Source organism: Epibacterium sp. MM17-32, from assembly GCF_022348205.1.
In the GTDB taxonomy this organism is placed as follows: Bacteria; Pseudomonadota; Alphaproteobacteria; order Rhodobacterales; family Rhodobacteraceae; genus Epibacterium.
On record NZ_JAKRFC010000021.1, the window covers coordinates 46292 to 73088 of the forward strand.

22 protein-coding genes and 1 tRNA gene are annotated in these 26797 nt (G+C 64.7%); 9 read left to right on the top strand and 14 right to left on the bottom strand.

Going from position 1 to position 26797, the window contains the following annotated elements; translation table 11 throughout:
- Nucleotides 1-36: 36 nt before the first annotated feature.
- Entirely contained in the window at nucleotides 37-933 is an 897-nt protein-coding gene (locus tag MHM88_RS21550; protein WP_239368899.1) for a LysR substrate-binding domain-containing protein, read from the bottom strand.
- 92 nt (nucleotides 934-1025) lie between these two features.
- Here MHM88_RS21550 and MHM88_RS21555 point away from each other — a divergent pair, with 92 nt between their 5' ends.
- Nucleotides 1026-1187, top strand: coding sequence for a DUF1127 domain-containing protein (locus MHM88_RS21555; RefSeq protein ID WP_239368901.1), 162 nt, complete (start codon nucleotides 1026-1028; stop codon nucleotides 1185-1187).
- Nucleotides 1188-1224: 37 nt separating this feature from the next.
- Here MHM88_RS21555 and murD read toward each other — a convergent pair whose 3' ends face one another.
- The 8 genes from murD to mraZ form a co-directional block, all read right to left on the bottom strand.
- On the bottom strand, nucleotides 1225-2628 hold the full coding sequence (gene murD / locus MHM88_RS21560; RefSeq protein WP_239368903.1) for a UDP-N-acetylmuramoyl-L-alanine--D-glutamate ligase: 1404 nt from the start codon (nucleotides 2626-2628) through the stop codon (nucleotides 1225-1227).
- A 640-nt stretch (nucleotides 2629-3268) separates the two neighbouring features.
- Nucleotides 3269-4351, bottom strand: coding sequence for a phospho-N-acetylmuramoyl-pentapeptide-transferase (gene mraY / locus MHM88_RS21565; protein ID WP_239368905.1), 1083 nt, complete (start codon nucleotides 4349-4351; stop codon nucleotides 3269-3271).
- A 40-nt stretch (nucleotides 4352-4391) separates the two neighbouring features.
- Nucleotides 4392-5783 (bottom strand): UDP-N-acetylmuramoyl-tripeptide--D-alanyl-D-alanine ligase, encoded by a 1392-nt coding sequence (murF, locus tag MHM88_RS21570; RefSeq protein WP_239368907.1) that lies wholly within the window; start codon nucleotides 5781-5783, stop codon nucleotides 4392-4394.
- Nucleotides 5780-7264 (bottom strand): UDP-N-acetylmuramoyl-L-alanyl-D-glutamate--2,6-diaminopimelate ligase, encoded by a 1485-nt coding sequence (locus tag MHM88_RS21575; RefSeq protein ID WP_239368909.1) that lies wholly within the window; start codon nucleotides 7262-7264, stop codon nucleotides 5780-5782. The genes murF and MHM88_RS21575 overlap by 4 nt, the downstream gene beginning before the upstream one ends.
- Before the next feature lie 15 nt (nucleotides 7265-7279).
- The gene (locus tag MHM88_RS21580) at nucleotides 7280-9064 is read right to left on the bottom strand and encodes a penicillin-binding protein 2 (RefSeq protein WP_239368911.1); all 1785 of its coding nucleotides are present in this window, start codon (nucleotides 9062-9064) and stop codon (nucleotides 7280-7282) included.
- Entirely contained in the window at nucleotides 9061-9408 is a 348-nt protein-coding gene (locus MHM88_RS21585; RefSeq protein ID WP_239368913.1) for a cell division protein FtsL, read from the bottom strand. The genes MHM88_RS21580 and MHM88_RS21585 overlap by 4 nt, the downstream gene beginning before the upstream one ends.
- On the bottom strand, nucleotides 9408-10397 hold the full coding sequence (gene rsmH, locus MHM88_RS21590) for a 16S rRNA (cytosine(1402)-N(4))-methyltransferase RsmH (RefSeq protein ID WP_239368915.1): 990 nt from the start codon (nucleotides 10395-10397) through the stop codon (nucleotides 9408-9410). The genes MHM88_RS21585 and rsmH overlap by 1 nt, the downstream gene beginning before the upstream one ends.
- Nucleotides 10398-10400: 3 nt before the next feature.
- Entirely contained in the window at nucleotides 10401-10904 is a 504-nt protein-coding gene (gene mraZ, locus MHM88_RS21595; RefSeq protein WP_239324029.1) for a division/cell wall cluster transcriptional repressor MraZ, read from the bottom strand.
- 891 nt (nucleotides 10905-11795) lie between these two features.
- Between mraZ and MHM88_RS21600 the strand changes: the two genes are divergently transcribed.
- Nucleotides 11796-12713, top strand: coding sequence for a PAS domain S-box protein (locus tag MHM88_RS21600; protein WP_239368917.1), 918 nt, complete (start codon nucleotides 11796-11798; stop codon nucleotides 12711-12713).
- A gap of 234 nt (nucleotides 12714-12947) precedes the next feature.
- On the opposite strand, the gene MHM88_RS21605 is transcribed toward MHM88_RS21600, so the two are convergent.
- Nucleotides 12948-14018: an Mrp/NBP35 family ATP-binding protein gene (locus MHM88_RS21605; protein ID WP_239368919.1), complete on the bottom strand. Its 1071-nt coding sequence runs from the start codon at nucleotides 14016-14018 to the stop codon at nucleotides 12948-12950.
- A gap of 319 nt (nucleotides 14019-14337) precedes the next feature.
- On the opposite strand from MHM88_RS21605, the gene MHM88_RS21610 reads away from it, so the two are divergent.
- Nucleotides 14338-14556 carry a DUF1127 domain-containing protein gene (locus tag MHM88_RS21610; protein ID WP_239368921.1) on the top strand — a complete coding sequence of 73 codons (219 nt, stop codon included), beginning with the start codon at nucleotides 14338-14340 and terminating at the stop codon, nucleotides 14554-14556.
- A gap of 424 nt (nucleotides 14557-14980) precedes the next feature.
- On the opposite strand, the gene MHM88_RS21615 is transcribed toward MHM88_RS21610, so the two are convergent.
- Nucleotides 14981-17440 carry an ATP-dependent helicase gene (locus MHM88_RS21615; protein WP_239368923.1) on the bottom strand — a complete coding sequence of 820 codons (2460 nt, stop codon included), beginning with the start codon at nucleotides 17438-17440 and terminating at the stop codon, nucleotides 14981-14983.
- Between the two features lie 252 nt (nucleotides 17441-17692).
- Here MHM88_RS21615 and MHM88_RS21620 point away from each other — a divergent pair, with 252 nt between their 5' ends.
- Both MHM88_RS21620 and MHM88_RS21625 read left to right on the top strand, forming a co-directional pair.
- Nucleotides 17693-18100, top strand: coding sequence for a BLUF domain-containing protein (locus MHM88_RS21620; protein WP_239368925.1), 408 nt, complete (start codon nucleotides 17693-17695; stop codon nucleotides 18098-18100).
- Nucleotides 18101-18169: 69 nt separating this feature from the next.
- Complete coding sequence (locus tag MHM88_RS21625) at nucleotides 18170-19330, top strand: alpha-hydroxy acid oxidase (RefSeq protein ID WP_239368927.1); 1161 nt, start codon at nucleotides 18170-18172, stop codon at nucleotides 19328-19330.
- A gap of 106 nt (nucleotides 19331-19436) precedes the next feature.
- Here the strand turns inward: MHM88_RS21625 and MHM88_RS21630 are convergent, their stop codons facing one another.
- Nucleotides 19437-19871 (bottom strand): BLUF domain-containing protein, encoded by a 435-nt coding sequence (locus MHM88_RS21630; RefSeq protein WP_239324015.1) that lies wholly within the window; start codon nucleotides 19869-19871, stop codon nucleotides 19437-19439.
- Between the two features lie 20 nt (nucleotides 19872-19891).
- Here MHM88_RS21630 and MHM88_RS21635 point away from each other — a divergent pair, with 20 nt between their 5' ends.
- Nucleotides 19892-20203, top strand: a complete 312-nt coding sequence (locus MHM88_RS21635) for a hypothetical protein (protein ID WP_239368929.1) — start codon at nucleotides 19892-19894, stop codon at nucleotides 20201-20203.
- 93 nt (nucleotides 20204-20296) lie between these two features.
- Complete coding sequence (locus tag MHM88_RS21640) at nucleotides 20297-23737, top strand: pyruvate carboxylase (protein WP_239368931.1); 3441 nt, start codon at nucleotides 20297-20299, stop codon at nucleotides 23735-23737.
- 148 nt (nucleotides 23738-23885) lie between these two features.
- Here MHM88_RS21640 and MHM88_RS21645 read toward each other — a convergent pair whose 3' ends face one another.
- Nucleotides 23886-24380 (bottom strand): GNAT family N-acetyltransferase, encoded by a 495-nt coding sequence (locus tag MHM88_RS21645; protein WP_239368933.1) that lies wholly within the window; start codon nucleotides 24378-24380, stop codon nucleotides 23886-23888.
- Nucleotides 24381-24677: 297 nt separating this feature from the next.
- Between MHM88_RS21645 and MHM88_RS21650 the strand changes: the two genes are divergently transcribed.
- A complete protein-coding gene (locus tag MHM88_RS21650; RefSeq protein ID WP_239368935.1) occupies nucleotides 24678-26252 on the top strand; it encodes a hypothetical protein in 1575 nt (524 codons plus the stop codon).
- 79 nt (nucleotides 26253-26331) lie between these two features.
- Here the strand turns inward: MHM88_RS21650 and MHM88_RS21655 are convergent, their stop codons facing one another.
- The gene (locus MHM88_RS21655; protein ID WP_239368937.1) at nucleotides 26332-26547 is read right to left on the bottom strand and encodes a hypothetical protein; all 216 of its coding nucleotides are present in this window, start codon (nucleotides 26545-26547) and stop codon (nucleotides 26332-26334) included.
- 166 nt (nucleotides 26548-26713) lie between these two features.
- On the opposite strand from MHM88_RS21655, the gene MHM88_RS21660 reads away from it, so the two are divergent.
- A tRNA-Gly gene (locus tag MHM88_RS21660) sits at nucleotides 26714-26788 on the top strand.
- The last annotated feature ends 9 nt before the right edge of the window (nucleotides 26789-26797 follow it).

Genomic DNA, 26797 nt, shown 5'->3' on the forward strand with positions numbered 1-26797 from the left:
ACGCGCCCTGACACCGGCACTGCGATCCAGCCCGCCTCAGGTGCTGTCGAAATCCGCAACCTCGGCCAGCAGCCAGTTGCGAAAGGCGGCAACCGCAGGGTCCGCGCGACGCGCTTCCGGGTAGACCAGCCACACCGAGATATCATCCTCCGTCACCTGATCAAACGGCTGCACCAACGCGCCGCTGGCGATCATGCCGCTGGCATAAGCCGGGGTCAGCAGGCAGGCGCCATGCCCTGCCAAGGCCGCCTGCACCTCCAGCACCTGAGTGCCCAGACTGTGCAGGTCCGCCTGTGGGACATAGTCGACACCGGCCGCCCGGAACCACATCTCCCAGGCCGGATCCCCCGCATCCACCAAGGGCACCCGCAGCAGATCTTCGGGCTGCGTGATCGGGCCATAGGCCTCCATCAGGGCCGGGGTCAGGAGCGGCGTATAGCTGGAGCGGAACAGCAGGTCCGCCGCCAAGCCGGGCCAGCTGCCATGTCCGACACGAATGGCCACGCTGGCCTCGCCTGCCTCCAGATCGACGTAACGGTGATTGACCTCGACCCGCGTGGTGATGCCGGGATGGGCGACCTGAAACAGCCCCAGTCGCGGGCCCAGAATGAAGGCCGCGAAACTGGCAATGGCGCTGATCACCAGCTCCTGCCCACCGCCGCGCACCTCGGCCCAGCCGCGACGCACCATGTCCAGCGCCTCACCAACCTGCAGCTGCAGCGCCTTGCCCGCCGCTGTCGGCACCACCCCGCGCGGCAGGCGCCGAAACAGGGGCTGACCGGCGCGATCCTCAAGCAGCTTGATCTGATAGCTGACCGCCGCCTGCGTCATCGCAAGCTCTTCCGCGGCGCGGCTGAAACTGCCCAACCGGGCCGCCGCCTCAAAGGCGCGCACCGCAGGCAGGGGTGGCAGGGGGGATTTCGCCTTATCCATAAAGCCAGCTTATACCATGCCCCTTGAGTTTCAATTGGTCATTTGCCTCTGCAAAGCGCACATCTACACGACATCACGCAAGGAAGACTGCCATGACCACCATGATCGCACAGCTGAGCCTCTGGCCCGCCATCAGCAGGTTTTTTACCCGCCCCACGCAGAAACGCGGCCCGGGTCAGCACGCCCTGCACAGCCAGGCCCGCCGTGAGCTGTCGCATATGTCCGACCACATGCTGCGCGACCTCGGGCTATAACCAAGGCCGCGACAGCAGGTTCGGGCAGCCTGAGACCTCAGAGCTGCAATCGGGCCGTGACTTCGGCGATGAAATCCTCGCCGCGTTTCTCGAAACTGTCGTATTGGTCGAAACTTGCCGCCGCCGGGGCCAGCAGCACGGTTTCGCCCGCCTCGGCCTCCGCACTCGCCTGCGCCACCGCCTGCGCCATGGTGGTGCAAACCTCGGCTTCCACGTCCAGCTGCATGGCGAACTGCGCCGCCTCGCGCCCGATCACATAGGCTTTGACCACCTCGCCGGTCGCGCCTTTGAGGCCCTCCAGCCCGCCTTCCTTTTCCAGCCCACCGCAGATCCAGCGGATCTTCCTGAAGGCGCTCAGCGCCTTGACCGCGCTGTCGACATTGGTGGCCTTGCTGTCGTTCACGTAGGACACGCCATCGACCTCGGCCACGCGCTGACTGCGGTGCGGCAATCCGGGATAGGTCCGCATCGCCGCCTCGATCACCCGGGGCGCCAGGCCCAGGGTGCGCGCCGCCGCATAGGCCGCGCAGGCGTTCTGATGGTTGTGGGCGCCGGGCAGGCCAGGAATGTCGCGCAGGTCGATCGACCCCGCCTGCCGCCCCTTGCGATATTCCGACAGGAACCCCTTGCGGGCAAAGACCGTCCAGCCTGCGCCGCCCGTCAGCTTCTGCCCTGACGACACCCGGATCACCCGGTCGTCACCGTTGCCCTCGCTCAGCTGCCCGGCCAGGAACAACCCCTCGTCCTCGTCGACGCCAACCACCGCGCGGTCGGGACCACCTTCGGCAAACAGCCGCCGCTTGGCCGCAAAATAGCCGCCCATGCCGGCGTGGCGGTCCAGATGATCCGGCGTCAGATTGGTGAACACCGCCACATCCGGCGTCAGCGCCCGGGCCAGATCGGTCTGGTAGGACGACAGCTCCAGCACCACCACGCCGCCATCGCGCGGCGGGTCGATGTCCAGCACCCCCCGGCCGATATTGCCCGCCATCTGGCTGTCGCGGCCCACATGTTCGAGGATATGATGCAACAGCGCCACCGTGGTCGATTTGCCGTTCGACCCGGTGATCGCAACCACCTTGGGCGGAGTGTCGAACTCGTCCCACTCGCCCGAGGCGACCGAGCGGAAGAACAGCCCGATGTCATTGTCCACCGGCACGCCGGCGATCAGCGCGGCGCGCACCACCGGGTTGGGCCTGGGGTAGAGATGCGGAATGCCCGGCGACACGATCAACGCCGCGATGTCGTCAAAGGCCCCCTGCCTGGTCAACTCACGACAGGCAAAGCCCTCACCTTCGGCGGTGTCGCGCGCCGCCGGATTGTCGTCCCAGCAGATCGCCTCCGCACCGCCTGCGCGCAGCGCCCGCGCGGTGGCGAGGCCGGACCGGCCCAATCCCAGAACCGCCACCTTCTGACCTTGAACGCCTCGTACCGGGATCATGCCTTACCTCTTTTGACATCTCAGTTCGGCGCGACACTGCACCGGAGCGCGGCGGGAATGCAAGCGGGCTGAGGCCCACACGTCCCGCCTTGGGGAGGTCGCAGGCTCTTCGCCCGGACGATAGGCCGGGCAGCCCCCGCCCGCCCCCCCCCCAGGCGGGGCTTTGCCCCCACCTCGGTCGGGCGCTGCCCTTTCGCGTTGCCAACCCCGCGCACGCCCTGCTGACGCCACCTTCATGCCGACGCGCTACAGTTCCCCCGTCGCGACATCAAAAGACCACAGGAGTTCGGCCCGTCCCGAGACCACCCCCTCATTGGGTGCAGGGCGGGTCCACCCGAGGCCTCAGCGGATCTGGCCCTTAAAAAGGCCAGCCGATGCTCCGCCCTCCCGGCGGCGCCGCCTTCTTTTGACAAAAAACGCCGCGCGAGATCTCTCCCACGCGGCTCCATATAGACCAGTGCCCCCAACACGCGCCCCGCCAGCAGGCCGGGCGCCAAAGGTCCTGCGATGACGACCCCAACGACAGACGAACACGGACAGCTGCCGACCTCGGGTGGGGGTGAAAGCCCCTCCCATGGGGGAGGTCGGGGGCTGTCCGGCCTATCGGCCAGACATTATGCAGCCACTCCGGGCTTGGGCCTTAGCGGACCTTCAGCGTTGCCAGCCCGATCATCGCCAGGATCAGCGAGATGATCCAGAAACGGATCACGATGGTCGGCTCTGCCCAGCCTTTCTTCTCATAGTGGTGATGGATCGGTGCCATCAGGAACACCCGCTTGCCGGTGCGCTTGAAATAAAGCACCTGCACGATGACCGACAGCGCCTCCACCACGAACAGGCCGCCGACGATCGCCAGCACCAGCTCGTGTTTGGTGGCCACGGCGATCGCCCCAAGCGCGCCGCCCAGCGCCAAGGATCCGGTATCGCCCATGAACACCGCCGCCGGGGGCGCGTTGTACCACAGGAACCCGAGCCCGCCGCCGAACAATGCGGCGGTGAAAATCAGGATCTCGCCGGTGCCCGGCACATAGTGCACGTCCAGATATTCGGTAAAGTCGACCCGACCCACCGCATAGGCAATGATCCCCAGCGTGCCGGCGGCAATCATCACCGGCATGATCGCCAGCCCGTCGAGCCCGTCGGTCAGGTTCACCGCATTGGCCGCGCCAACAATGACGCAGATGCAGAACGGCACATAAAGGAACCCGAGGTTCACCAGCGTGTCCTTGAACACCGGCAGCGCCAGCTGGTTCTGCAGGTCGCCGGGGTGGTTCCAGCTGGCCCAGAGCGCCGCGATCACCGCAATGGCAAATCCCAGCAGCAGCCGCAGCTTGCCCGGCACGCCCTTGGTGTTCTGCTTGGAGACCTTGGCGTAGTCGTCGGCAAACCCGATGAGACCAAAGGCCATGGTCACGAACAGCACCAGCCAGACAAACGGATTGTCCCAGCGCGCCCACATCAGCGTCGAGGTCAGCAGCGCGCCCACGATCAGCAGTCCGCCCATGGTCGGGGTGCCCGCCTTGGCCAGATGCGCCTCCGGCCCGTCATCGCGGATCGGCTGGCCCTTGCCCTGGGTGCGGCGCAGGACGTTGATCAGCGGCTTGCCGAACATGAAGCCAAAGACAAGCGCCGTGAGAAAGGCTCCGCCCGCGCGGAAGGTGATGTAGCGGAAGAGGTTGAAAAAGTCCCCCCCGTCCGACAGGGCAGTCAGCCAGTAAAGCATACCAGAGCGGTTCCTGTTCTGTGTGGTGCAAGTTGAAGAGTCATGAAGGTGCGTTGCCTTGACCGATTTCCCGGATCGCGTCAACCACGCGCGCCATCTGCATGTAGAGAGAGCCCTTGGCCAGCACCATGTCGCCGCCGCGGATCTGCCCCGTCAGGGCCGCGACCGCCTGCGCGCTGGTCTCAACCCGCAGGCCGCGCTTGGCCTCGGGCAGCGCCGCATGCAGCGCCCCCATCAGCGGGCCGACGCAATGCACGGTGTCGATCTTCTCCATCGCCGGCAGCGCGGCCAGCCCGGCATGCAGCGCCTCGGCCTGCGGTCCCAGCTCGCCCATGTCGCCCAGCACCGCGATCCGGCGCCCTTCCCCGGCCGTTGCCGCCAGCACGGTCAATGCGGCGGCGACCGAGGTCGGGTTGGCATTATAGGCATCATCCAGCACCGTCACCGGCCCGTCCGGCAGATCCACCGTGAACCGCGCACCGCGCCCTTTGACCGGCGACCAGCCCGCAAGACCCGCCAGCGCCAGATCCAGATCCGCGCCCAGCGCCGTCACCGCCGCCAGCGCGCCGATGGCGTTCATGGCGAAATGGGCACCCGGCGACTGAATCTCGGCGGTGACTTCGCGCCCCTCGACCCCGAAGCTGGCGCGGGTCACATCACCGTCCAGCTCCACGGCACGGAGCGTATAGTCCGATGCGCTGCGGCCAAACCAGCGGGTGGCGCAGCCCTTGGCCTCAGCCACCGCGGCCAGCACCGGGCTCTCAACCAGGTCGGCGTTCAGCACCGCAATCCCGCCGGGTTCCAGCCCGTCAAGAATGGCGGCCTTTTCGCGGGCGATGCCAGCGACATCCTCGAACGCCTCAAGATGCACGGCGGCGACGGTGGTGACCATGGCCACATGCGGGCGCGCCTGACGGGCCAGCGGGGCAATCTCGCCGGGATGGTTCATGCCGATCTCGATCACCGCATATTCGGAGTCGGCGGGCATCCGGGCCAGCGTCAGCGGCACGCCCCAATGGTTGTTGAAACTGGCCACGGCGGCATGAGTGCGCCCCTGTGGCGCCAGCATCGCAGCCAGCATTTCCTTGGTCGAGGTCTTGCCGACAGATCCGGTCACGGCAACGACCTTTGCCGCCGTGCGCGCCCGACCGGCGCGACCCAGAGCCTCCAGCGCGGTCTGCACGGCATCGACCAGCAACAGCGGCGCGTCCTCGGCAACGCCGTCGGGAATGCGCGAGACCAGCGCCGCGCCTGCACCCTTCTCCAGCGCCTGCGCCACAAAGTCGTGACCGTCCCGCGCCGCCGTCAGCGCCACAAAGAGATCACCGGGCGCGATGCTGCGGGTGTCGATGGAGATCCCCTCCACCACCCAGTCGGTGGTGGCCCGCCCACCGGTGGCGGCAGCGGCATCTACAGAGGTCCAGAGGCTCATACCATTCTCCCGTCCAGCGCGGCGACGGCCATGCTGGCCTGTTCGACGTCGTCAAAAGGCAGCACATCGGTGCCGATGATCTGGCCGCTCTCGTGGCCCTTGCCGCAGATCAGCAGCGCGTCGCCCGGCTCCAGCATGTCGACACCGCGCAGGATCGCTTCGGCCCGGTCGCCGACATTGAGCGCATCGGGCGCCCCGCCCATCACCGCGGCGCGGATGGCCTCGGGGTCTTCGGAGCGCGGGTTGTCATCGGTCACGATCACCGCATCGGCGTTTTCATGTGCCGCCTGCCCCATCAGAGGGCGCTTGGTCGCGTCGCGATCCCCACCTGCCCCGACGATGGCCACGAGGCGGCCCAGCACATGCGGGCGCAGCGCCTTGATCGCGGTGGCCACCGCATCGGGCGTATGGGCGTAATCGACAAAGACCGTGGCGCCATTGTCGCGGGTCGCAGCCAGCTCCATCCGGCCCCGCACGGTGGTCAGATGCGGCAGGGTTTCAAACACCTGCTCCGGCACCTCGCCGCTGGCGATGGCCAGACCGGCGGCGACCAGCACGTTTTCCGCCTGAAAGCCCCCGATCAGATTGAGCCGCGCGGTAAAGGGCCGGTCATGCCAGCTAAACCGGATGTCCTGCCCGGTGGCATCCACCCGCACCCCCATCAGCGCAATGTCGCCCAGACCGCGACCGACCGAGATGATCTCCTGCCCGCGCGCGGCGGCAATGGCGCGCATTTCGGCACCACGCGGATCGGACATGTTGATGACGGCAACACCGTCCTCGGACAGCACCCGGCGGAACAGCCCGGCCTTGGCGGCAAAATAGGCCTCGAAGGTCTCGTGATAATCCAGATGGTCCTGGGTGAAATTGGTAAAGCCACCCGCCATCAGTTGCACCCCGTCGAGCCGGCGCTGATCGAGCCCGTGCGAGGAGGCCTCCATCGCGACATGGGTCACCCCCGCCTCTGCCGCCGCCGCGAGGGCGCGATGCAGGGTGATCGGTTCCGGCGTGGTATGGGCCAGCGGATGCGACCAGGCGCCCTCGATCCCGGTGGTGCCGAGGTTCACCGCCTGATGGCCCAACTCGGTCCAGATCATGCGCAGGAAGGTGGCGACCGAGGTCTTACCATTGGTGCCGGTGACCGCCACCGAAACCGGCGGTTGTCCGCCGAACCACAGCGCCGCCGCACCCGAAAGCGCCTGCCGGGGGTCCTCGGTGACCACCAGCGCCGCACCCGCCGCACTCACCGCATCGCCCGCGATCTCGGCGCCCCTGGCATCGGTCAGCACCGCCACAGCACCCTGCTCCAGCACCTGTACGACAAATTCCGCACCATGCACGCGAACCCCGGGCAAGGCCGCAAAGACAAAGCCCTTTTGCACCTCGCGGCTGTCCACCGCCAGCCCGGTGATCTCCGGATCCATGCCGCCACGGGCGGTCAGCCCCAACTGGCTGAGCTTGAGCGCTGGTTTGTCTGTCATGGCGTCCCCACCTCTTTAGTTTGAGGTGAGGGTTACACCAGAGATACGGGCAGGTTCAATCTGCGGTCTGAGCCCCAGCAGCGGCGCCAGACGTGCGATCATCTCCGCCGCCACCGGCGCTGCGGTCCAACCGGCGGTGCGACGCGGCTCGCCATGGGCCACGACCTCCGGTTCATCCAGCGTCACCACCAGCACATACTTGGGCTCGCTGACCGGGAAAACGGCGGCAAAGGTGGCGATCACCTTGTTCTCGTAATAGCCGCCGCGGGGCTTGGGCTTGTCGGCGGTGCCGGTCTTGCCGCCCACCTCGTAGCCCTTGACCTCGGCAAAGGAGGCGGTGCCCTCGCTGACCACCCGGCGCAGCATGTCGAGCGAGGCATTCGCCACCTCCTCGCGCATCACCCGCGGACCCGGCTGCGGCGTCTTCTGCTTCAGGATCGTCGGCGCCACGTAATGGCCGCCATTGGCGATCGCCGCATAGCCCGCCGCCAGATGCATCGGCGTGGTGGAAATACCGTGACCATAAGAGATCGTCATCGCCGACAGCTCCGACCAGTTCTTCGGCAACAGCGGCTGACCGCCCGAGGCCTCGACGATTTCGAACGGCGTCGGCTTCAGCATGCCCAGATCCTCCAGGAAGCTGCGCTGACGCTCCGCGCCGATCTGCTGCGCCAGTCGCGCGGTGCCGATGTTGGAGGACTTCTCGATGATCTTGGAGACCGTCAACTCCTTGCCGTAGTTGTGGAAATCCCGGATTGTGAACTTGCCCCAGCGCAACGGCCCGCGAATGTCGATCACGGTCGAGGGGTTCACCAGCCCCAGCTCCATCGCCTGTGCGGTGGCAAAGATCTTGAAGGTGGAGCCCAGCTCATAGACCCCCTGCACCGAACGGTTGAACAGCGGGCTCTGCGAGGGATCAAAGCCCGAGGTCGGCGGGCGCGGGCGGTCGTTGGGATCAAAATCCGGCAGCGACGCGACAGAGATCACCTCGCCGGTGTTCACATCCATCAGGATCGAGGTCGCGCCCTTGGCGTTCATCAGCTTCATGCCGCCATAGAGCACCTCTTCGGTGGCGTCCTGCACCGAGAGATCGAGGCTCAGTTCCAGCGGCTTGCCCGCATTGGCCGGATCGCGCAGATAGTCGTCAAAGGTCTTTTCGACCCCGGCCACCCCGATCACCTCAGCCGCGCTGACGCCCTCCTTGCCGAAGGAGGCCCCGCCCAGCACATGGGCGGCCAGCTTGCCATTGGGATAGAGCCGCATTTCGCGCGGGCCGAACAACAGGCCGGGATCGCCGATGTCATGCACCGCCTGCATCTGCTCGGGGCTGATTTTCTTCTTGATCCACAGGAACTTGCGCTTGCCGGTGAAGTCCTTGACCAGGCGTTCGCGCTCCAGATCCGGAAAGATCGCCACCAGTTTGTCGGCGGCAGCGATCGGGTCGATCATCTGCGGCGGCTGGGCATAGAGCGAATGGGTCTCGAAATTGGTCGCCAGAATGCGCCCGGCCCGGTCGACGATATCGGCGCGCTGGTTGGCAATGGCGCTGCCGCCGATCGAGGCCACGGGCTCGGAAGGTTCCGAGGTCGCCATGATCGCCATGCGTCCGCCGATCGCCAGATAGGCGCAGACAAAAAAGGCCGCCAGCACCAGCAGGCGCCCCTCGGCCCGGGTGCGGGCGCGGACTTCCATGTCGCGGTGGCGCTGCGCGAGGTTCTCGCGTTCGATCAGATCCGGGTTCTCGCCGCGCGCACGGGCGGGCAGAACACGGGCCAGCGGACGCAGGGGGGTGCGGATCATTGGTCGTCCTCCCGGCCATAGGCGGAGACCTCGACCCCCTCCTCGATCACCAGACCCGACGGCGGATAGGAGACCTCATCGACGCGGCCAAACTGATCCGGGCGCAGCGGCAGCAGGCCGAGGCGTTCAAAGTTCAGTTCCGCCAGCTCGCGCAGGCGGTCGGGACGGTTGAGATAGGCCCATTCGGCGCGCAGCACGCTGAGCCGGACCTGCGCCGCGGCGATTTCGCTGCGCAGCGCGCGGGTTTCCTTCAGCACCTGCTGGGTGGCGTAATTCTCGCGGTAGGCCCAGAATGCCAGACCAAAGACCGCGAGGATCGTCATGATATAGGCAAGGGTTCTCATCAGCGCGTCTCTTTCAGCTGCGGCATGCTCAGCTCCTTGGCGGTGATCTCCACCGGGGCGGCATCGGTGCGGCGGCCCACGCGCAACAGCGCCGAGCGCGAACGCGGGTTCTGCGCCAGCTCGTCCTTGTCGGGGCCAACGGCCTTGCGGGTGACCAGCTCAAACTGGCTGGGCTGTTCTTCCATCGCCGGCGCAAAACGGTTGGCATTGCCGGTCTTGTTGGCGCGATGCTGAAAGAAGCGTTTGACCATGCGGTCCTCGACCGAATGGAAGGTCACAACCGCCAGCAGCCCGCCGGGTTTGAGCGCCCGTTCTGCGGCCAGTAGCCCGCCCATCAGCTCCTCATATTCGCCATTCACCGCGATGCGCAGCGCCTGAAAGCTGCGGGTCGCCGGGTGCGACTGACCGGGCTTGGGACGCGGCAGGCAGCCCTCGATGATTTCGGCCAGACGCAGGGTGGTGGTGATCGGCTCCAGCGCGCGTTCCCGCACGATCGCCTTTGCAATCCGGCGCGAGGCGCGTTCTTCGCCAAAACTGTAAATAATATCAGCCAGTTGCACCTCTGTGAGCTCTGCCACCAGATCCGCCGCCGAGGGGCCATCCTGCGACATGCGCATGTCCAGCGGTCCGTCCTTCATGAAGGAAAAACCGCGCTCTGCCAGATCCAGCTGCATCGAGGATACCCCAAGGTCCAGCACTACGCCATCCAGATCAGAGGCGTATTCATCCATACGCGAGAACACGCCCTGTTGCAGCACGAGGCGGTCACCGTACTCTGCCGCCCAATCCTGCGCCATCTCAAAGGCCAGCGGGTCACGGTCGACGCCAATGACCTGATCGGCACCCGCGGCCAAGAGGCCCTTGGTGTAGCCTCCGGCGCCGAACGTGCCATCAAGCCAGCGGCCCGTGACCGGCGCCACCGCCTCCAGCAGCGGTTTCAGCAGGACGGGAACATGGGGACCGGAAGGGGCAGCGGGGCGGTCCGTCATCGGTTACGCGCCTCCGGCGCCGTCTAGGAACTCAAGGGGATCGAAGTCTTCGGGCAGCTCTTCCATCATCTTCTCGGCTTCGGCCATTTCGACCTCTTCATAGGTCTCGGGCTTCCAGATCTGGAAGGTATCCCCGGAGGCGATAAAGAAGGCCTCACCATCGAGGTCGATCTTCTGGCGCAGCTTCGCGGGCAGCACCAGGCGACCGGTCTCATCGACGGTGGTGGGCAGGGACTGACCGTTGAACATACGTTCGAGGATCTTGCGCCCTTTGGAGCCGCGCGGCAAGGCGGCGATCTTGGCGTCGACCTCCTCGATCGCTTCCATGGTATAGCATTCCAGGTACTGGCGGCGCTGGTCGCCGTAGACAATCACCAGCTCCGGGTTGTCACCGGGCTGCCAGTTGGGATCGGAGGCCTCCAGCACACGCCGAAAAGAGGCCGGGATAGACACCCGCCCCTTCGTATCGACCTTGTGCTGGCTTTCGCCTCTGAACCTGCGGCCCAATGTGCCGACCCTTTCCGCGCCCCTCGCGTTGCCGTGTCGCCCCAATTCAGGGGCCCGAAACTAAAAGGGGCGAGTTGATCCGCTGCCACTGATCAACCCGCCGCCTTGACCCGCTTTGCGGGGTGTCCGACTGCGCGCGCCACCTGGGGGGATGTCTGCTCGCCCGCGCGCCGGATCTCTTTGTTGATGAAAGCGAAGGCCTGTATGAAACCTGCCGTTTTGTAAGGTTGGGGTCGTTTGGTGCCCCGTGCTCTTCGTCCTCATCGGATGAATTAGGGATACTATGGGAATGCATGGCCCTGCAAGGGATTTTTGCCACTCCACGCCCAGAATCGGCAGTGCGAGTCGCATTTTGCGCGTGATCTCAAGAGAAAATTAGGAGTTTCCTGCCGTATATTGGTGCAAAACCACAAGGGACCACCATATATACGCACGACTTGCAGCCGAGAAAAACTTCCCCTAGTTTCCCACGATTCTTCTGGAACGGATCGAGCGCCTTAGCGTGTTCCCACAATGTTCTCACGCAACACCCCAAATCGCAGATCTTTTCCCTCCTCCAGAGGCCAATGCGTGATTCGTTTTGAGCCGATGCCGTGAAGCGCCCACGGTTTCCCACAGATCCCATGATTTCCCAACCGCCCCACCAAGCCACCCCAAGCCGCCTGCCCCGCTTGTAGCGTGACGGACTTTTTTGCGGCACCGCGGTTTTGGGTTGAGGCGGAACTGAAGGAACGCTTAAGTCGCAGCAGGTTCAAAGGGCAAGGGGACCCCCTGAAACAACAGCTTTGATGGTGGTGGAGAGATGGGGGCCCGGCTCAGGTTGCAGCATCTCACGGCCTGCTTTCGACGCTGCCCCCGAACTGGAATGGAAGACGACGACCGGAGGACAGGATGACCGAAACCAGAGCCGTACTGACAGCGCGCTCCGCTGGACTGGATGACGACGGCCCAAACGCCCTGCGCGTGCCGCAGCTGTTCAGCGATCTTCCGGATGCTGTCGTTGTCGCAAACAGCGCGCGCGAGATCACATGGGTAAATCCCGCGTTTGAACGCCTGTTCGGTCATCAGTGCAAGGACGTCCTGGGGCGCACGACGGAGTTCTTGTACGCATCTCACAACAGCTACGTTGAAAAGGGGTCCCAGCACTTCAGCTCCGCCCCCTCCGCGCAACAGCACAGCTATGAGGTCAGCTATCTCAAGAAGAACGGCGAGGCGTTTCTGAGCCAAACCACCGGCGGCCCCATTCGCGGTGATGACGATCAGCCGATCGGCTACTTTGCTGTCATCAAGGATATTTCGGATACCCGAATGTTCGAGACCCTCCTTCGCGTGCTGTTTGATATCGCGACCAGCCAGTCGCTCTCACCCAAAGAGAAAATTCATGAAATCCTGAAGCTGGGCTGTGAACGATTTGAGACGATGTCGGCGATCGTCAGTTGCGTGCGAGATCAGACCTACACCGTCACCTATTGTTACTCGGAGGAAGCGCCCGTCGAGCCGGGCACGACCTTTGACCTTGGCGATACCTATTGTTCAAAGACGCTGCTGTCGGATGGCCCGGTGGCCTATCATTGTGCATCGCAATCAGAATTGGCGACACATCCCTGCTACAATATGTTCTTGCTGGAAACATACATCGGGGTGCCTCTCATCGTCGGGGGGCGTATATTTGGAACCTTGAACTTTACCTCCCCCGAAGCACGTCGCCCGTTTAGCGAAATGGATTTAGAGGTGATCAAGCTGTTCGCCGCATGGGTTTCTCAGCAGCTCAGCATCGATGAAGCCTTGTCTGAGGCTGGCTTGGCTTAACCGTATGTTTGTGGGGTGAGCGATCCGGGGGACGCGCGGCATTGGTCGAGGTCGCGCCCTCATCTGCAAGGCGCGCGGACGCCCCGTCCTGCCCCTGTTTTCAGCCCAACCTTCTTTCGCGCTCTGTCGTGCAACGGGTCCGAGGCATGCATCCCGTGAGCGCGGGCAGCGGCCGGGTGGCGCATTTGCCCCCGGCGCCCGCCCCGGATGCAGATGCAACGCCTGGGGCCGGTGTCAGGCCATCCCACCCTGTACCAGCCCGGTTGCGATACGCGCATAGGCATCGGACATGACGCCCGCCCCTGCGGCGACCGGGGTGCCGCGATCCCCTGCAAGGCGGGTCTCCAGATCGATGGGCAAAGCGCCGAGGAGCGGCAAACCAAGCGCCTCCGCTTCGGCCGCAACACCGCCGGAACCGAAGATCTCATGCGTGCCGCCGCAATCCGGGCAGGTAAAGAAGGACATGTTCTCGATCAGACCCAGCACCGGGGTCTTCAACGTCTCGAACATGTCGAGCGCCTTGCGGGCATCCAGAAGCGCCACGTCCTGCGGTGTCGAGACCACGATGGCCCCGGACAGCTCAGCCTTGGTGCACAGGGTCAATTGCACGTCGCCGGTGCCCGGCGGCAGATCCACGATCAGCACGTCCAGCGCGCCCCAGTTCACCTGCCCCAGCATCTGCTGCAATGCCCCCATCAGCATCGGGCCACGCCAGACCACCGCCTTGCGCTCCTCGACCATGAAGCCGATCGACATCACGATGACCCCATGCGCGTGCAGCGGTTCGATGGTGGTGCCGTCGGGGCTGGCCGGACGGCCGGAGACCCCCATCATGCGCGGCTGCGAGGGTCCGTAGATGTCCGCATCCAGCAGACCCACCTTGCGCCCCTGCCGCGCAAGCGCCACCGCGAGGTTGGCGCTGACGGTCGACTTGCCGACACCGCCCTTGCCGGAGGCGACCGCGAGAATGCGCTTTACGCCGGCCGGTTTCATCGGGGCCGCCTGGGGTTTGGGATGCCCCCCCAGCTTGAGACTTGGGGCGGGTTTCTGCGCGGCCGGACCATGGGCGGTCAGGACCACCGACACCTCCTCCACCCCGGGCAACTCGCGAACCGTTGCTTCTGCCGCGCGGCGCAGGGGCTCCATCTGCTCGGCGATCTGCGGCGACGGGGCCTCGATCACGAACCGCACCGTGCCGCCCTCGATGCTCAGGGCGCGCAGCATGTCCCGCGACACCAGCGTCCCCCCGTCCGGCAGAGCCAGGCGCTCCAGCGCGTTGCGAATCTCTTCCTGTGTGACGGACATCGGCTGTACTCCTTCTGTGGGCGCCGCGGGCGGCTGTCCCGGCATATATGCGCTCTGCGCCCACAGCCCAAGCGGCAAAATGGCAGCGGTAACGCCGCGCGCGATCAATTGTTGCCCAGATCCGTGGCGCCTGGACATAAAATCGCGCAAGCTTTGGGCAGTTTCCGAAAAATATCCGTTTTACCCATGCACTTGCTGCATAGCAGAAATGACCAATTCCCGGATTGTGCATTTGCAGCATTCGCTTATCTTAAGGATCAACAACACGGACACAAGCGAACGGGCATACGGCCCCGACGATCCAGAGCGAGACGAAACGATGGCCCTTCTGAACCAGATCCACACCCAGAAATCCTTCGCCCCTGCAGGCGTCGCGCAGATGGTGCAGGCGCTGCGGGAGAAGATCGCGCAGTACCGCGTCTATCGCCAGACCCTGACCGAGCTCAACGCCCTGAGCGGTCGCGAATTGGCGGATCTCGGCCTCAACCGCTCCATGCTGAAGCGGGTCGCCCTCGAAGCGGCCTACGAAAATATCTGAGAACACAAGAGATCAGGTCCTTTCTCCTCCTCCCTTAAGGACCTGTCCTAGGCGGTGGCATCTTCCTCCTCCCTGATGCCACCGCACCCTATACCGGCCCTGAGCCGGACCCAGATGCACCGGGTTTCCTCCTCCCTTTAACCTGGTGTTTGACAGAACGGCGGTGCCCTCTCCTCCTCCCTGGGCGCCGCCGTTTCCTGTTCTGCCCTATCCCGCACCGCTGAAACGACAAAAACCCCCGCAGCGGTCCATCCGCGGCGGGGGCTTTGTGTTTTGATTTGTGTTTTTTTTTGGGGGGGGTGGCGGGGCAGGCGCAGAGGCCCTGGCCTCTGCGCCTGCCCCGCCCGGGTCGGATCGCGTTGCGATCCGATCCCGCAAAATCCAGCCGGATCGCGTCAGCGATCCGTCCGTTTGGTACCCTCAGTCAGAAGGGCACGTCGTCGCTGGCCGACACAAACCGCGCCACAACCTTCTTGGTGCCGGCCTTTTCAAACGCCACCTCCAGCTTGTCGCCTTCCATTCCGATCACAGCGCCATAGCCGAACTTCTGGTGAAACACGCGTTCGCCGATGGTGAAGGCGGATGTCGCGGTCAGATCGATCACCTGGTTTCTGCTCTCGCGCGGCTTGCTCAGCCCGCGCTCACCGGCGCGCGCCTGCATCCGCTTCCAGCCGGGCGAGTTGTACCCGTCCGCCTCGGCCATGCGATCCTCGATGGTGGAACGGCCATAGGGGTTGGCGCTCGCCTCGGCAAACCCAGCCCCTGCGCCGGGCGCCGCTGCGCCATAACCGCCACTATAGAGGCCCGGAGGCGTCAGCACCTCCACATGCTCTTCGGGCAGCTCATCGACAAAACGCGAGGGCAACTGCGACTGCCACTGGCCAAACACCCGACGGTTGCCCGCAAAGGAGATCGTGCAGACCTCCTCGGCGCGGGTGATGCCCACATAGGCCAGGCGGCGTTCCTCTTCGAGGCCCTTGAGGCCGCTTTCATCCATCGAGCGTTGCGAGGGGAACAGCCCATCCTCCCAGCCCGGCAGGAACACCGCGGGAAACTCCAGCCCCTTGGCCGCGTGGAGCGTCATGATCGACACTTTTTGCTCGGCGTCTTGCTTGTCATTGTCCATCACAAGGCTGACGTGTTCGAGGAACCCTTGCAGATTGTCGAAGTTTTCCAGCGCCTTGACCAGTTCCTTGAGGTTTTCAAGCCGTCCGGGGCTGTCGGGGTTCTTGTCCGCCTGCCACATGGCGGTATAGCCGCTCTCATCCAAGATGATCTCGGCCAGCTCAACATGCGAGACCTCGGTGCGGGCCTGAAATTCCTCAAAGCTCTGCACGCCCTCAAGGACCGCATCCTCGTCACCGTCATTCGGGATCACGGCGCGGGTCATCTGCCCCCAGCGGGCGATGTTTTCAACGAGGCGGCGCAGGGCGGCCCCGCCCTTGCCCTTGATGAGACCTTCCTCGACCGCGAGGCGCGCGCCCTCAACGAGAGAGACGCCGTTTTCGCGCGCCACCATTTGAATGGTCTGCTGTGCCTTGTCGCCAAGGCCGCGTTTGGGTGTGTTGACGATGCGCTCAAAGGCCAGATCATCCTCAGGCGAGATCACCACGCGGAAATAGGCCATGGCATCGCGGATTTCCAACCGCTCGTAAAAGCGCGGACCGCCAATGACGCGGTAGGGCAGACCAATGGTCAGAAAGCGGTCCTCAAAGGCGCGCATCTGATGGGAGGCGCGCACGAGAATCGCCATTTCATTGAGGCCATACTGGCGCATACCACGGGTGCCGCGCTGCATCGCCTCGATTTCCTCGCCAATCCAGCGGGCCTCTTCCTCGCCGTCCCAATGGCCGATCAGGCGGACCTTTTCACCGCCGTCGGCTTCGGTCCACAGCTCCTTGCCCAAGCGGCCCTCATTGCCGCGAATGACGCCGGAGGCCGCCGAAAGAATGTGTTTGGTGGAGCGGTAGTTCTGTTCCAGCCGGATCACCTTGGCGCCGGAGAAATCCTTTTCAAACCGCAGGATATTGCCCACCTCGGCGCCCCGCCAGCCGTAGATCGACTGGTCGTCATCGCCGACGCAGCAGATGTTTTTATGCCCCGAAGCCAAGAGCCGCAGCCAGAGGTATTGGGCGACGTTGGTATCCTGATATTCGTCCACGAGGATGTAGCGGAACCAGCGGTGGTACTGCGCCAGCAGGTCCGGGTTGTTCTGGAAAATCTCAACGCAGTGCAGCAGCAGGTCGCCAAAATCGACCGCGTTCAGCTCCTTGAGGCGGGTCTGATACTGGTCATAGAACTCGGTGCCACGATGATTATAGGCGCTGGCATCCCCTGCGGGCACCTTGGCGGGCGTCAGCGCGCGGTTTTTCCAGTCGTCGATGATATTGGCCAGCATCCGCGCGGGCCAGCGCTTGTCGTCGATGCCCGCCGCCTGAATAAGCTGTTTCAGCAGGCGGATCTGGTCGTCCGTGTCCAGAATGGTGAAGTTGGATTTCAACCCCACCAGCTCCGCGTGACGGCGCAGCAGCTTGACGCAGATCGAGTGGAAGGTGCCGAGCCAGGGCATGCCCTCGGCGGGCTGGCCAAGCATGCGGCCCACGCGTTCCTTCATTTCGCGGGCGGCCTTGTTGGTGAAGGTCACCGCGAGGATCTCGTTGGTGCGCGCCCTGTTGGTGGTCAACAGATGCACGATACGGGTGGTCAGCGCCTTGGTCTTGCCGGTGCCCGCGCCCGCCAGCATCAGCACCGGGCCGTCCAGCGTTTCCACCGCCTCGCGTTGGGCCGCGTTGAGGCCATCCATATAGGGTGTGGGGCGCGCAGCCATGGCGCGGGCGGACAGCGATGCGCCCTCAAAGGCGTCCATTTCGTCAAATGTGCTCATGCGGCGATCCTAGCGTGTTTCGGCGACATCGGAAAGAGGTGTTCATGCTCCGTTCACACCGGTGCCTTCCGTTTGCCCTGGCAATCCGCATAGCAGCGACGCCCACGGGAATAAAGTGGCGGCTGCGCGCGCCAAAGGGATAGGGGCGCTGGTCGAATGCGGGCGGTGCTGCGCCGATGGGACCTCGCATCTGCGCCGCGCGCTCTGTAGAACTCCGGACACCGCGCCGGATGCGGAAAGAGTAGAGCCACCATGCGCCGATTGATGTACCTGAGCCACGCCCTGACCTCGATGACGGAGGAAAAGACCGCCGCCATCGTCGAGAAGTCGCGGCGCAAGAATGCCGCCTGCGGGCTGACCGGCGCGCTGGTGTTTTCCGATGGTGCGTTCCTGCAAATCCTCGAAGGTCCGGAGGCGGCCGTCGCCGCCCGCTTTGCCGCGATCCGGACGGATGCCCGTCATCACGACATCACCGTGATCAGTGATACAACCGCGGGCCTGCGCTGTTATCCGGAGACGCCCATGGCCCTGCTGCTGCCGGATCAGCTGCCGGAGGATGCCCGGCAGGCGCTCGGCTCTCTCTATGCGCTGCGGCCCCAGCCACAGCGGCGTGGGTTGCGGGATCTGCTGCCGCGGTTCACGCCGCAACTGGCCGCCTGACGCCAGCCTGCTCCGCGCCGGTGCGGGAGGGGGCTGGACAGGGCCGCCGAAACGCCAATGATGGCGGGCATGAGTTTGGATCAACGTTTCCCCGGCCTGGATGATCTGCGCGCCAGGGCCCGCGCGCGCCTGCCCCGCTTTGTCTGGGAGTATCTCGACAGTGCCACCGGGCGAGAAGCCACGCAGGCACGCAATCGCCGCTGTCTTGACCGGATCGGGCTGATGCCTGCGATCCTGGGGGGACCGCAGGAGGTGGACCTGAGCACCACGCTGTTTGGCACCAGACTGCCGCGCCCCTTTGGCATTGCGCCGGTGGGGATGTCGGGGCTGATCTGGCCCGACGCCGAAGGTCATCTGGCCCGTCATGCGGCGGCAACCCAGATCCCCTATGGGCTCTCGACAGTGGCGAGCCAAAGCCCCGAGGATCTGGCCCCGCATCTGGGGGAACAGGGCTGGTTTCAGATGTATCCGCCCAAGGATGAGGGCATCCGCAAGGACATGCTGGCCCGCGCCGGCGCGGCCGGGTTCAAGGTCTTGGTGCTGACGGTTGATGTGCCGGTGGCCTCGCGCCGGGAACGGCAGGTGCGGTCGGGGCTGACACAGCCACCCCGGCTGACCCCGCGCCTGCTGGCACAGGTGGCGATGCGCCCCACATGGGCGCTGGGGATGGCGCGGCAGCATCGCGGCGATGGCGGCATGCCGCATATGCTCACGCTGGACAAATACATCGAGGGCGCGGCCTCGGCGCTGTCGTCAACCGCGCATATCGGCTATTTGCTGCGCACTGCGCCGGATTGGGATTACCTGCAGTGGCTGCGCGATCATTGGGAGGGGCCACTGGTGGTCAAGGGCGTTCTGGATGCGCGCGACGCGCCCCGGCTGGAGGCGGCAGGGGTGGATGCGATCTGGATCTCCAACCACGCGGGCCGTCAGTTTGATGCGGCCCCTGCCCCGATCGAGGTGCTGGAAGAGATGCGCGCCGCCACCCGCCTGCCGCTGATCCTGGATAGCGGCATCGAGGGCGGGCTGGATATCCTGCGCGCCATGGCGCTGGGGGCGGATTTTGTGATGCTGGGGCGGGCGTGGCACTATGCGCTTGCAGCATTGGGGGCCGCGGGACCGGCGCATTTACATGACATCCTGAGCAAGGATCTGAGCGCAAATATGGGACAGCTGGGCATCGGCACGCTGGCAGAGCTGCGCGACCTCAGGCGGCTGCATCTGGACTGAGCCCCCAAAAGTTTAGGCGCGATCCTCGCCCAAGGACCGCGCCTCCCCCGCCTATCCCCCCCGGGTCAGACTGGTTGTTATCGGTGTCGCGCCGACGCGCCCGACCTTATGCCGCCAGCAATTGTCTGAAGCTGGCCAGGAAGTCGCGCACCAGATGGCGCACCGTCAGATCGCGACCGCGCAGGGCGCTGTTGATCGGCAGCAAGGCACGCAGCGGCGCGATATTCTCGCCGCCCAGTAGCGGCAGCGCCTCGGGTGTTTCATGCACAAAGACCCAGTCGGTAAAGGCGCGCATCTGAATTTCGCGGGCCTGCAGCACCTCGAAATCGCGGTGGCGCGGATCGTCCTGGATTTTCTGGGCGCGGCGGCGGATGGCAGCTTCGTCGCCTTCGAGAATGTGCAGGAACCGCCCCTGATGCGCCAGCAGCATGCCGGTCAGCCCGGCCTTGCGGTTGTTGCGATGACAGGTGCCTGCGATATCCGCGATCTGATGCGCGGTGAGATCCTGGCTGGCGGTGCTGACATAGACAAAGCGGTGCATCTCGGTGTTCCTTGGTGCGTGTGGCTGTGACCTTGGTTTGCGGTGGTCTTTGGGGATCGCGTTTTGCAGATCCGGTGCTGTTGATTAAAATTTATCCGAAATCCTCTCGAATAGAAGCACTATCCTTTAGAGTGGTTAACGCCTCCAAAGCACAGGGGCGAAATGCTGCACTGCAAAAAAGTGCGTGCACCCGCGCCCCGGGATCGGTAAAACAACGCCAGCCCGCCTTCCCAAACGGCCTTCCGTGGCGGCAGAACGCCGGAATTTCCGGCGCAACCTTCGCGTTTCGGCACTCCCATCCGCCGAAATTCAAGAAAAAGGGGCGCAAGTGAACGCGATCATGCCGCAGATACCCACAAGCCGGGATGTTCTGCGTGTCATACAGCCGTTACCACTTCGCCATCCATCAAGACCCCGGGGGAGAGATGACTGAGTTCAACAAGATCCTGATTGCCAACCGAGGCGAAATCGCCATCCGTGTGATGCGCGCCGCCAACGAGATGGGCAAACGTACCGTGGCCGTCTATGCGGAGGAGGACAAACTGGGCCTGCACCGCTTTAAGGCGGACGAAGCCTATCGCATCGGCGAGGGCCTCGGCCCGGTTGCCGCCTACCTGTCGATCGACGAGATCATTCGCGTCGCCAAGGAATGCGGCGCCGATGCGATTCACCCGGGCTATGGCCTGCTGTCGGAAAACCCCGATTTTGTGGATGCCTGCGCGCGCAACGGCATCACCTTCATCGGCCCCAAGGCCGAGACCATGCGCGCCCTGGGCGACAAGGCCAGCGCCCGTCGCGTGGCGATCGAGGCCGGCGTTCCGGTCATTCCGGCCACCGAGGTGCTGGGCGATGACATGGACGCGATCCGCAAGGAAGCGGCAGAGGTCGGCTATCCCCTTATGCTCAAGGCGAGCTGGGGCGGCGGCGGACGCGGCATGCGCCCGATCCACTCGGAGGACGAGCTGGAAGAAAAGGTTCTGGAAGGCCGCCGCGAGGCCGAAGCCGCCTTTGGCAATGGCGAAGGGTATCTGGAAAAGATGATCACCCGCGCCCGCCACGTCGAGGTGCAGATCCTTGGCGACAAACACGGCGAGATCTACCACCTGTTTGAGCGCGACTGCTCCGTGCAGCGCCGCAACCAGAAGGTCGTGGAACGCGCGCCCGCGCCCTATCTGACGGATGCGCAACGGACCGAGATCTGCGATCTGGGCCGCAAGATCTGCCAACATGTGAACTATGAATGTGCGGGCACCGTCGAATTCCTGATGGATATGGAGACGGGCAACTTCTACTTCATCGAGGTGAACCCACGGGTGCAGGTGGAACACACCGTCACCGAAGAAGTCACCGGCATCGACATCGTGCAGGCGCAGATCCTGATCGCCGAGGGCAAGACGCTGGCAGAGGCCACCGGCAAGGCCAGCCAGGGCGATATCACCCTCAACGGCCACGCGCTGCAAACCCGTGTGACCACCGAGGATCCGCTCAACAACTTCATCCCGGACTATGGCCGTATCACGGCCTATCGCTCGGCCACCGGCATGGGCATCCGTCTGGATGGCGGCACCGCCTATGCGGGCGGGGTCATCACGCGCTACTATGATAGCCTGTTGACCAAGGTGACGGCCAAAGCACCGACACCGGAAAAGGCCATCGCCCGTATGGACCGCGCACTGCGCGAATTCCGCGTGCGCGGTGTCAGCACCAACATCGCCTTTGTCGAGAACCTGCTGAAGCATCCGACCTTCCTGTCGAATGAATACACCACCAAGTTCATCGACGAGACGCCGGAGCTGTTCCAGTTCGCCAAGCGCCGTGACCGGGGCACCAAAGTGCTGACCTATATCGCGGATATCTCCGTCAACGGTCACCCGGAAACCGAAGGCCGCGCCGCGCCGCACCCCGACCTGAAGGAGCCCCGCGCGCCCAAGGTCGACAAGGGCAACCTGCCCTATGGCACGCGTAACCTGTTGGAACAAAAGGGTGCCAAGGCGGTCGCGGACTGGATGAAGGCGCAGCGGCAACTGCTGCTCACCGACACCACCATGCGCGACGGGCACCAGTCCCTGCTGGCCACCCGCATGCGCAGCCATGACATGATCAAGGTCGCACCGGCCTATGCGCAGAACCTCAGCCAGCTGTTCTCGGTCGAGTGCTGGGGCGGGGCGACGTTTGACGTGGCCTATCGCTTCTTGCAGGAATGCCCGTGGCAACGTCTGCGCGACCTGCGCAACGCGATGCCGAACCTGATGACGCAGATGCTGCTGCGCGGCTCCAACGGCGTGGGGTACACCAACTATCCCGACAATGTGGTGCAGTTCTTCGTCAAGGAAGCCGCCAAGGGCATCGACGTCTTCCGCGTGTTTGACAGCCTCAACTGGGTCGAGAACATGCGCGTCGCCATGGATGCGGTGGTCGAGAGCGGCAAGATCTGCGAAGGCACCATCTGCTACACCGGCGACATCAACGATCCGGCGCGGGCCAAGTATGACGTGAAATACTACGTCGGCATGGCCAAGGAGCTGGAGGCCGCGGGCGCACACGTGCTGGGCCTCAAGGACATGGCCGGCCTGCTGAAGCCGGTCGCCGCGCGTCAGCTGATCAAGGCGCTGAAGGAAGAGGTCGGCCTGCCGATCCACTTCCACACCCATGACACCGCCGGTGTCGCCGTGGCCACCATCCTTGCCGCCGCCGAGGCGGGGGTCGATGCGGTCGACTGCGCCATGGATGCCTTCTCCGGCAATACCTCGCAGGCGACGCTGGGCACCGTGGTCGAGGCCCTGCGCCATACCGACCGCGACACCGGTCTCGACATCGGCGCGGTGCGCGAGATCTCGGACTATTGGGACGATGTGCGCGCCCATTACGCGGCCTTTGAATCCGGCATGCAGGCGCCCTCTTCCGAGGTTTATCTGCACGAGATGCCCGGCGGCCAGTTCACCAACCTCAAGGCACAGGCGCGCAGCCTTGGTCTGGAGGAGCGCTGGCACGAGGTCGCCCAGACCTATGCCGATGTGAACCAGATGTTCGGTGACATCGTGAAGGTGACGCCCTCCTCCAAGGTGGTTGGCGACATGGCGCTGATGATGGTTTCTCAGGGTCTGACCCGCGCGCAGGTCGAGGACCCCAAAACCGACGTCTCCTTCCCCGACTCGGTGGTGGACATGATGCGCGGCAACCTCGGCCAGCCTCCGGGCGGGTTCCCCGAAGGCATCGTCAAGAAGGTGCTGAAGGGCGAGGCCCCCAATCTGGAACGCCCCGGCGCGCATCTGGAGCCTGTCGACATTGAGAACACCCGCGCGGAATTGTCCAAGGAGCTCGAAGGCTTCAAGGTCGATGACGAGGATCTGAACGGCTATCTGATGTATCCCAAGGTGTTCCTGGATTACATGGGGCGCCACCGCCAGTACGGTCCGGTGCGCGCGCTGCCAACACGGACGTTCTTTTACGGCATGGAGCCGGGGGACGAGATCACTGCCGAGATCGATCCCGGCAAGACGCTGGAAATCCGCCTGCAAGCCATCGGCGAGACCGATGAACAGGGTGAGGTGAAGGTGTTCTTTGAACTGAACGGCCAGCCGCGTGTCATCCGGGTGCCCAACCGTCTGGTGAAATCCTCCACCGCGCAGCGCCCCAAGGCCGAGGTCGGCAATGCCAACCACGTCGGCGCGCCGATGCCCGGTGTCGTGGCCTCGATCGGGGTGCAGGTGGGCCAGCAGGTGCACGAGGGCGACCTGTTGCTGACCATCGAGGCGATGAAGATGGAAACCGGCCTGCATGCCGAGCGCGACGCGGTGGTGAAGGCCGTGCACGTCCAGCCCGGCGGCCAGATCGACGCCAAGGACCTGCTGGTCGAGCTGGAGTGATCCACGCCACATGCCAGGATTGAGCCGCAGCTCCCCACCGGGGCTGCGGCTTTTTCATGGGCGCGTCTCAGGTCATTACATCTGGGGTATCAGGAGGCCGCGTGTCAGGGGGCCGCGTGTCCGAGGGCCGCTTTGGCATCCGCGCCGGTCAGGCATCCGCGCCGGTCAGCAGCCTGAATTTGCGAAACTCCGCCCCCTGATACGGCACCATCCCGATCTCCTCCGCGCCCAGGCGCCGCAGCGCGCCGAGGTGGCGGCGGCTGGGGGGCAGCAGGAAGGTCACATAGGGAATGCGCGGGTCTTTCCGGGCAAACCGCAGTGCCTTGTCGGCGATGCGCCGGCCGAGGCCAAACGCATCCGGGCGCAGCACGAGGCCAAAATCCCAGTCGTCGCCTTCTTTCTCAAAGCCACCCCAGCCCACATAGCGCCCCCCGACCACAAAGGCCCAATGCCCCAGCCCGTCCTGCGCCCAACAGCGCTCTTTGCCGGCGACGAATTTCTCGGTGGTGGCGGCATCCCAGCGCACCCCGTCGAGCAGGGGCATATGGTCCCGCAGGCGCGGGTCGGACATATGCGCGGTGATCTCCTCCGGCGCGATGTCGGAAAGGCGGTGGAACGCGATCTGCTCTGAACGGTCGGGCATCCGGGGGCTCCTGTGGCGGCTGAAGTCACCGCGGTAGCGCAGTTTGCCTGCGCCGCGGGATCACGGTCCCGCGAGCCCCAGGAGTGCGGCGATTGCGTCACAGATTTCGGCGCTGCCCGCAAGACCCAGGCGGACCGGCGATCGCGACGCGGGCGAACGGGTCAGCATTACTGACCCGACTCCGGGGAAATTTGCCCGGGACTGCGTCAATTCCCGCCTGTCAAGCTTGCACCTTTTGATCCGTGCCCCAAAACTGTCGCCATTCATTATTGATCTATCTGTTTCCGAGGTTGGCTCATGTCGTCTGCAAAACTTTCCGCTCCGGTGGGCCTGTCGCCCCGTCATAGTTCCGGCGATGAGGTCAAGAACAAGCCCGCCGATGTGCTGCTGGTGCGCCAGATGCTCGAAGCCAACAAGATCGGCCCGCTCGGCACCTCCAAGAAAATGGATGCGGGGCTGTTGAAGGCGATCGCCGCCTTTCAGAAGAAGGCCGGGTTCAAACATCCCGACAAGGTGGTCGATCCCGGCGGGCGGACCTTCAAGATGCTGCTGCCGGGCTACAAGAAGCAGCTCGCCGAAGAGGCCAAGGCCGCCAAGGAGCCGATGGTGGAGGTGAACTTCCGCGGCAAGAAGATCCTCTGCACGCCGAAGGAATTCGAAAGCGTCAAGGCCGATGTGATCAAGCGCCTGACCCCCTATATGAAATCGCTGCTGCGCAACCACGACAACGCGCTGGAAACCTACCGGCACTATCTCGATGTGGCGCAGATGAAGGACGGGGTCCTGGATGCGGTGGCGCAGGCCATCATCCTGCAGGCCGGGTCGGTCGAAATGCCGAAGAACAAGCTCTGCCTGCGGTCGATCTCTGCCAGCGGCAAGCTGGAACGGGCGATGGTGTCCAAGGATCTGAAACTGATCAACGAGGCGCTGCCGGAGGCGGAGAAAGCCATTGGCGCCTTCAACGCCGACCTGTTGCGGTTCCTCAAGGAGTTCACCGGCTCCGCCCAGACCACGGCCACGGTGCTGACGGTGTCCTCGGCGGCCTGTTTTGCGGTGGTGGGCGCCCTGGCAGCGCCGGTGCTGGTCACCGGGGCGGGCATGTCCGCGGGCAGCGCGGCGATCGCCTCCGGCGCCGGGGTCGGCGTGTTGCAAAGCGCCAGCCAGGAACTGGGCAAACACGCCAGCGGCCAGAAGGTGACGGTCTGGGGCTCGATCCAGTCGATCGTGATCGACGGCACCGTCGGCGGGCTGACCGGTGGCATCGGCAGCAAGATCCCGCTGGGGTTCTGCGACGACGCCGCCAAATGGGTGGCGCCGAAACTGGCCGGCAAGGTGGCCTTCCTCAGCACCAAGCAGATGCAGAAGTTCATCGCCAACTACCTGGCCGGCTCGGGTCAGGAGGTGATCAAGACCGTGCTGGGCGAAGCGGTCAAGGAACTGGGCCGCATCATGAAGAGCGGCAAGGCCCCGACCGAAAAGGAATTCCAGGCGATCGTGACCTCGATCCTCTATTCCGCCCTGCTGGGCGGGCTGGTGAAAAACCTCGGCGGTTTCCAGAAGAAATGGGCCTACAAGAACAAGGAGGTCCTGCAAGGCAAGATTTTCCCGGATCGTCTCGCCAAGATCGCCAAGACAAACGACATCCCCAATACGCTGAAGGCGAAACTCTGGGCGGAGGTGATGAACAAGGTCAGCGACGAAAGCCTCAAGGTCGGCTATGGCGCCATCATTTCGCGCGCCACCGGCAAGGAAAGCGAGGCCCAGATGACCGATATGGCCGCCAAGGCCGCCGCAAAGGACAAGGCGCTGATGTCGCTGGTCGACAGGGAACTGACCAAGGCCCTGAAGAAACACAAGGTGCCGGTCAAGTAGCGCCGCGCCCGGGGACAGCATCGACACGCCATCGCCCCTTGGGTCCGGTGTCCGTCCTAAGCAGAGGATGACGCGCAGGTTATCCCTGCACCCCGGCCCCGACCCGGCCACTCAGGCGCAGGTCCGGGGCGGTTGTGGTGGCCTCCGGCTGCACCTGCGCGAGCGGATCGAGCTGCACCGACGGCGCCTCGGGGATACGCGCCTGCGGCGCACCCTGCCCCGCCTCCTGCGCCACGCCCGCCAGCACCAGGGCGCCCGCCAGGGCCCCTGTCCGCACCGTATCCCAAACGCTCATGTCATCTCTCCCGGCTGTGCCTGCTGTGATCTCCTGTCCCGTGATACGGTCGTAGCGCCCAGATCCGTCGCCGGCGTCTGCACATGAGAAAAATCCGCGCCCAGATGGGATTTGCCCTTGCAGCCCCCGGCGGGGTTTTATAAATCCTGTCTCACCGAATGGCAGCGCGGGCGTAGCTCAGGGGTAGAGCATAACCTTGCCAAGGTTAGGGTCGGGCGTTCGAATCGCCTCGCCCGCTCCATTCGAAACC

Bases quoted from the DNA above. Each gene is read 5' to 3' on its own strand.
- MHM88_RS21580 (WP_239368911.1), bottom strand. From the start codon at position 9,064: ATGATCCGCACCCCCCTGCGTCCGCTGGCCCGTGTTCTGCCCGCCCGT.
- MHM88_RS21550 (WP_239368899.1), bottom strand. From the start codon at position 933: ATGGATAAGGCGAAATCCCCCCTGCCACCCCTGCCTGCGGTGCGCGCC.
- murF (WP_239368907.1), bottom strand. From the start codon at position 5,783: ATGAGCCTCTGGACCTCTGTAGATGCCGCTGCCGCCACCGGTGGGCGG.
- MHM88_RS21600 (WP_239368917.1), top strand. From the start codon at position 11,796: ATGACCGAAACCAGAGCCGTACTGACAGCGCGCTCCGCTGGACTGGAT.
- MHM88_RS21625 (WP_239368927.1), top strand. From the start codon at position 18,170: ATGAGTTTGGATCAACGTTTCCCCGGCCTGGATGATCTGCGCGCCAGG.
- MHM88_RS21610 (WP_239368921.1), top strand. From the start codon at position 14,338: ATGGCCCTTCTGAACCAGATCCACACCCAGAAATCCTTCGCCCCTGCA.
- MHM88_RS21605 (WP_239368919.1), bottom strand. From the start codon at position 14,018: ATGTCCGTCACACAGGAAGAGATTCGCAACGCGCTGGAGCGCCTGGCT.
- MHM88_RS21615 (WP_239368923.1), bottom strand. From the start codon at position 17,440: ATGAGCACATTTGACGAAATGGACGCCTTTGAGGGCGCATCGCTGTCC.
- MHM88_RS21640 (WP_239368931.1), top strand. From the start codon at position 20,297: ATGACTGAGTTCAACAAGATCCTGATTGCCAACCGAGGCGAAATCGCC.
- MHM88_RS21650 (WP_239368935.1), top strand. From the start codon at position 24,678: ATGTCGTCTGCAAAACTTTCCGCTCCGGTGGGCCTGTCGCCCCGTCAT.
- MHM88_RS21645 (WP_239368933.1), bottom strand. From the start codon at position 24,380: ATGCCCGACCGTTCAGAGCAGATCGCGTTCCACCGCCTTTCCGACATC.
- MHM88_RS21555 (WP_239368901.1), top strand. From the start codon at position 1,026: ATGACCACCATGATCGCACAGCTGAGCCTCTGGCCCGCCATCAGCAGG.
- rsmH (WP_239368915.1), bottom strand. From the start codon at position 10,397: ATGACGGACCGCCCCGCTGCCCCTTCCGGTCCCCATGTTCCCGTCCTG.
- MHM88_RS21620 (WP_239368925.1), top strand. From the start codon at position 17,693: ATGCGCCGATTGATGTACCTGAGCCACGCCCTGACCTCGATGACGGAG.
- murD (WP_239368903.1), bottom strand. From the start codon at position 2,628: ATGATCCCGGTACGAGGCGTTCAAGGTCAGAAGGTGGCGGTTCTGGGA.
- MHM88_RS21575 (WP_239368909.1), bottom strand. From the start codon at position 7,264: ATGACAGACAAACCAGCGCTCAAGCTCAGCCAGTTGGGGCTGACCGCC.
- MHM88_RS21630 (WP_239324015.1), bottom strand. From the start codon at position 19,871: ATGCACCGCTTTGTCTATGTCAGCACCGCCAGCCAGGATCTCACCGCG.
- MHM88_RS21585 (WP_239368913.1), bottom strand. From the start codon at position 9,408: ATGAGAACCCTTGCCTATATCATGACGATCCTCGCGGTCTTTGGTCTG.
- mraY (WP_239368905.1), bottom strand. From the start codon at position 4,351: ATGCTTTACTGGCTGACTGCCCTGTCGGACGGGGGGGACTTTTTCAAC.
- MHM88_RS21655 (WP_239368937.1), bottom strand. From the start codon at position 26,547: ATGAGCGTTTGGGATACGGTGCGGACAGGGGCCCTGGCGGGCGCCCTG.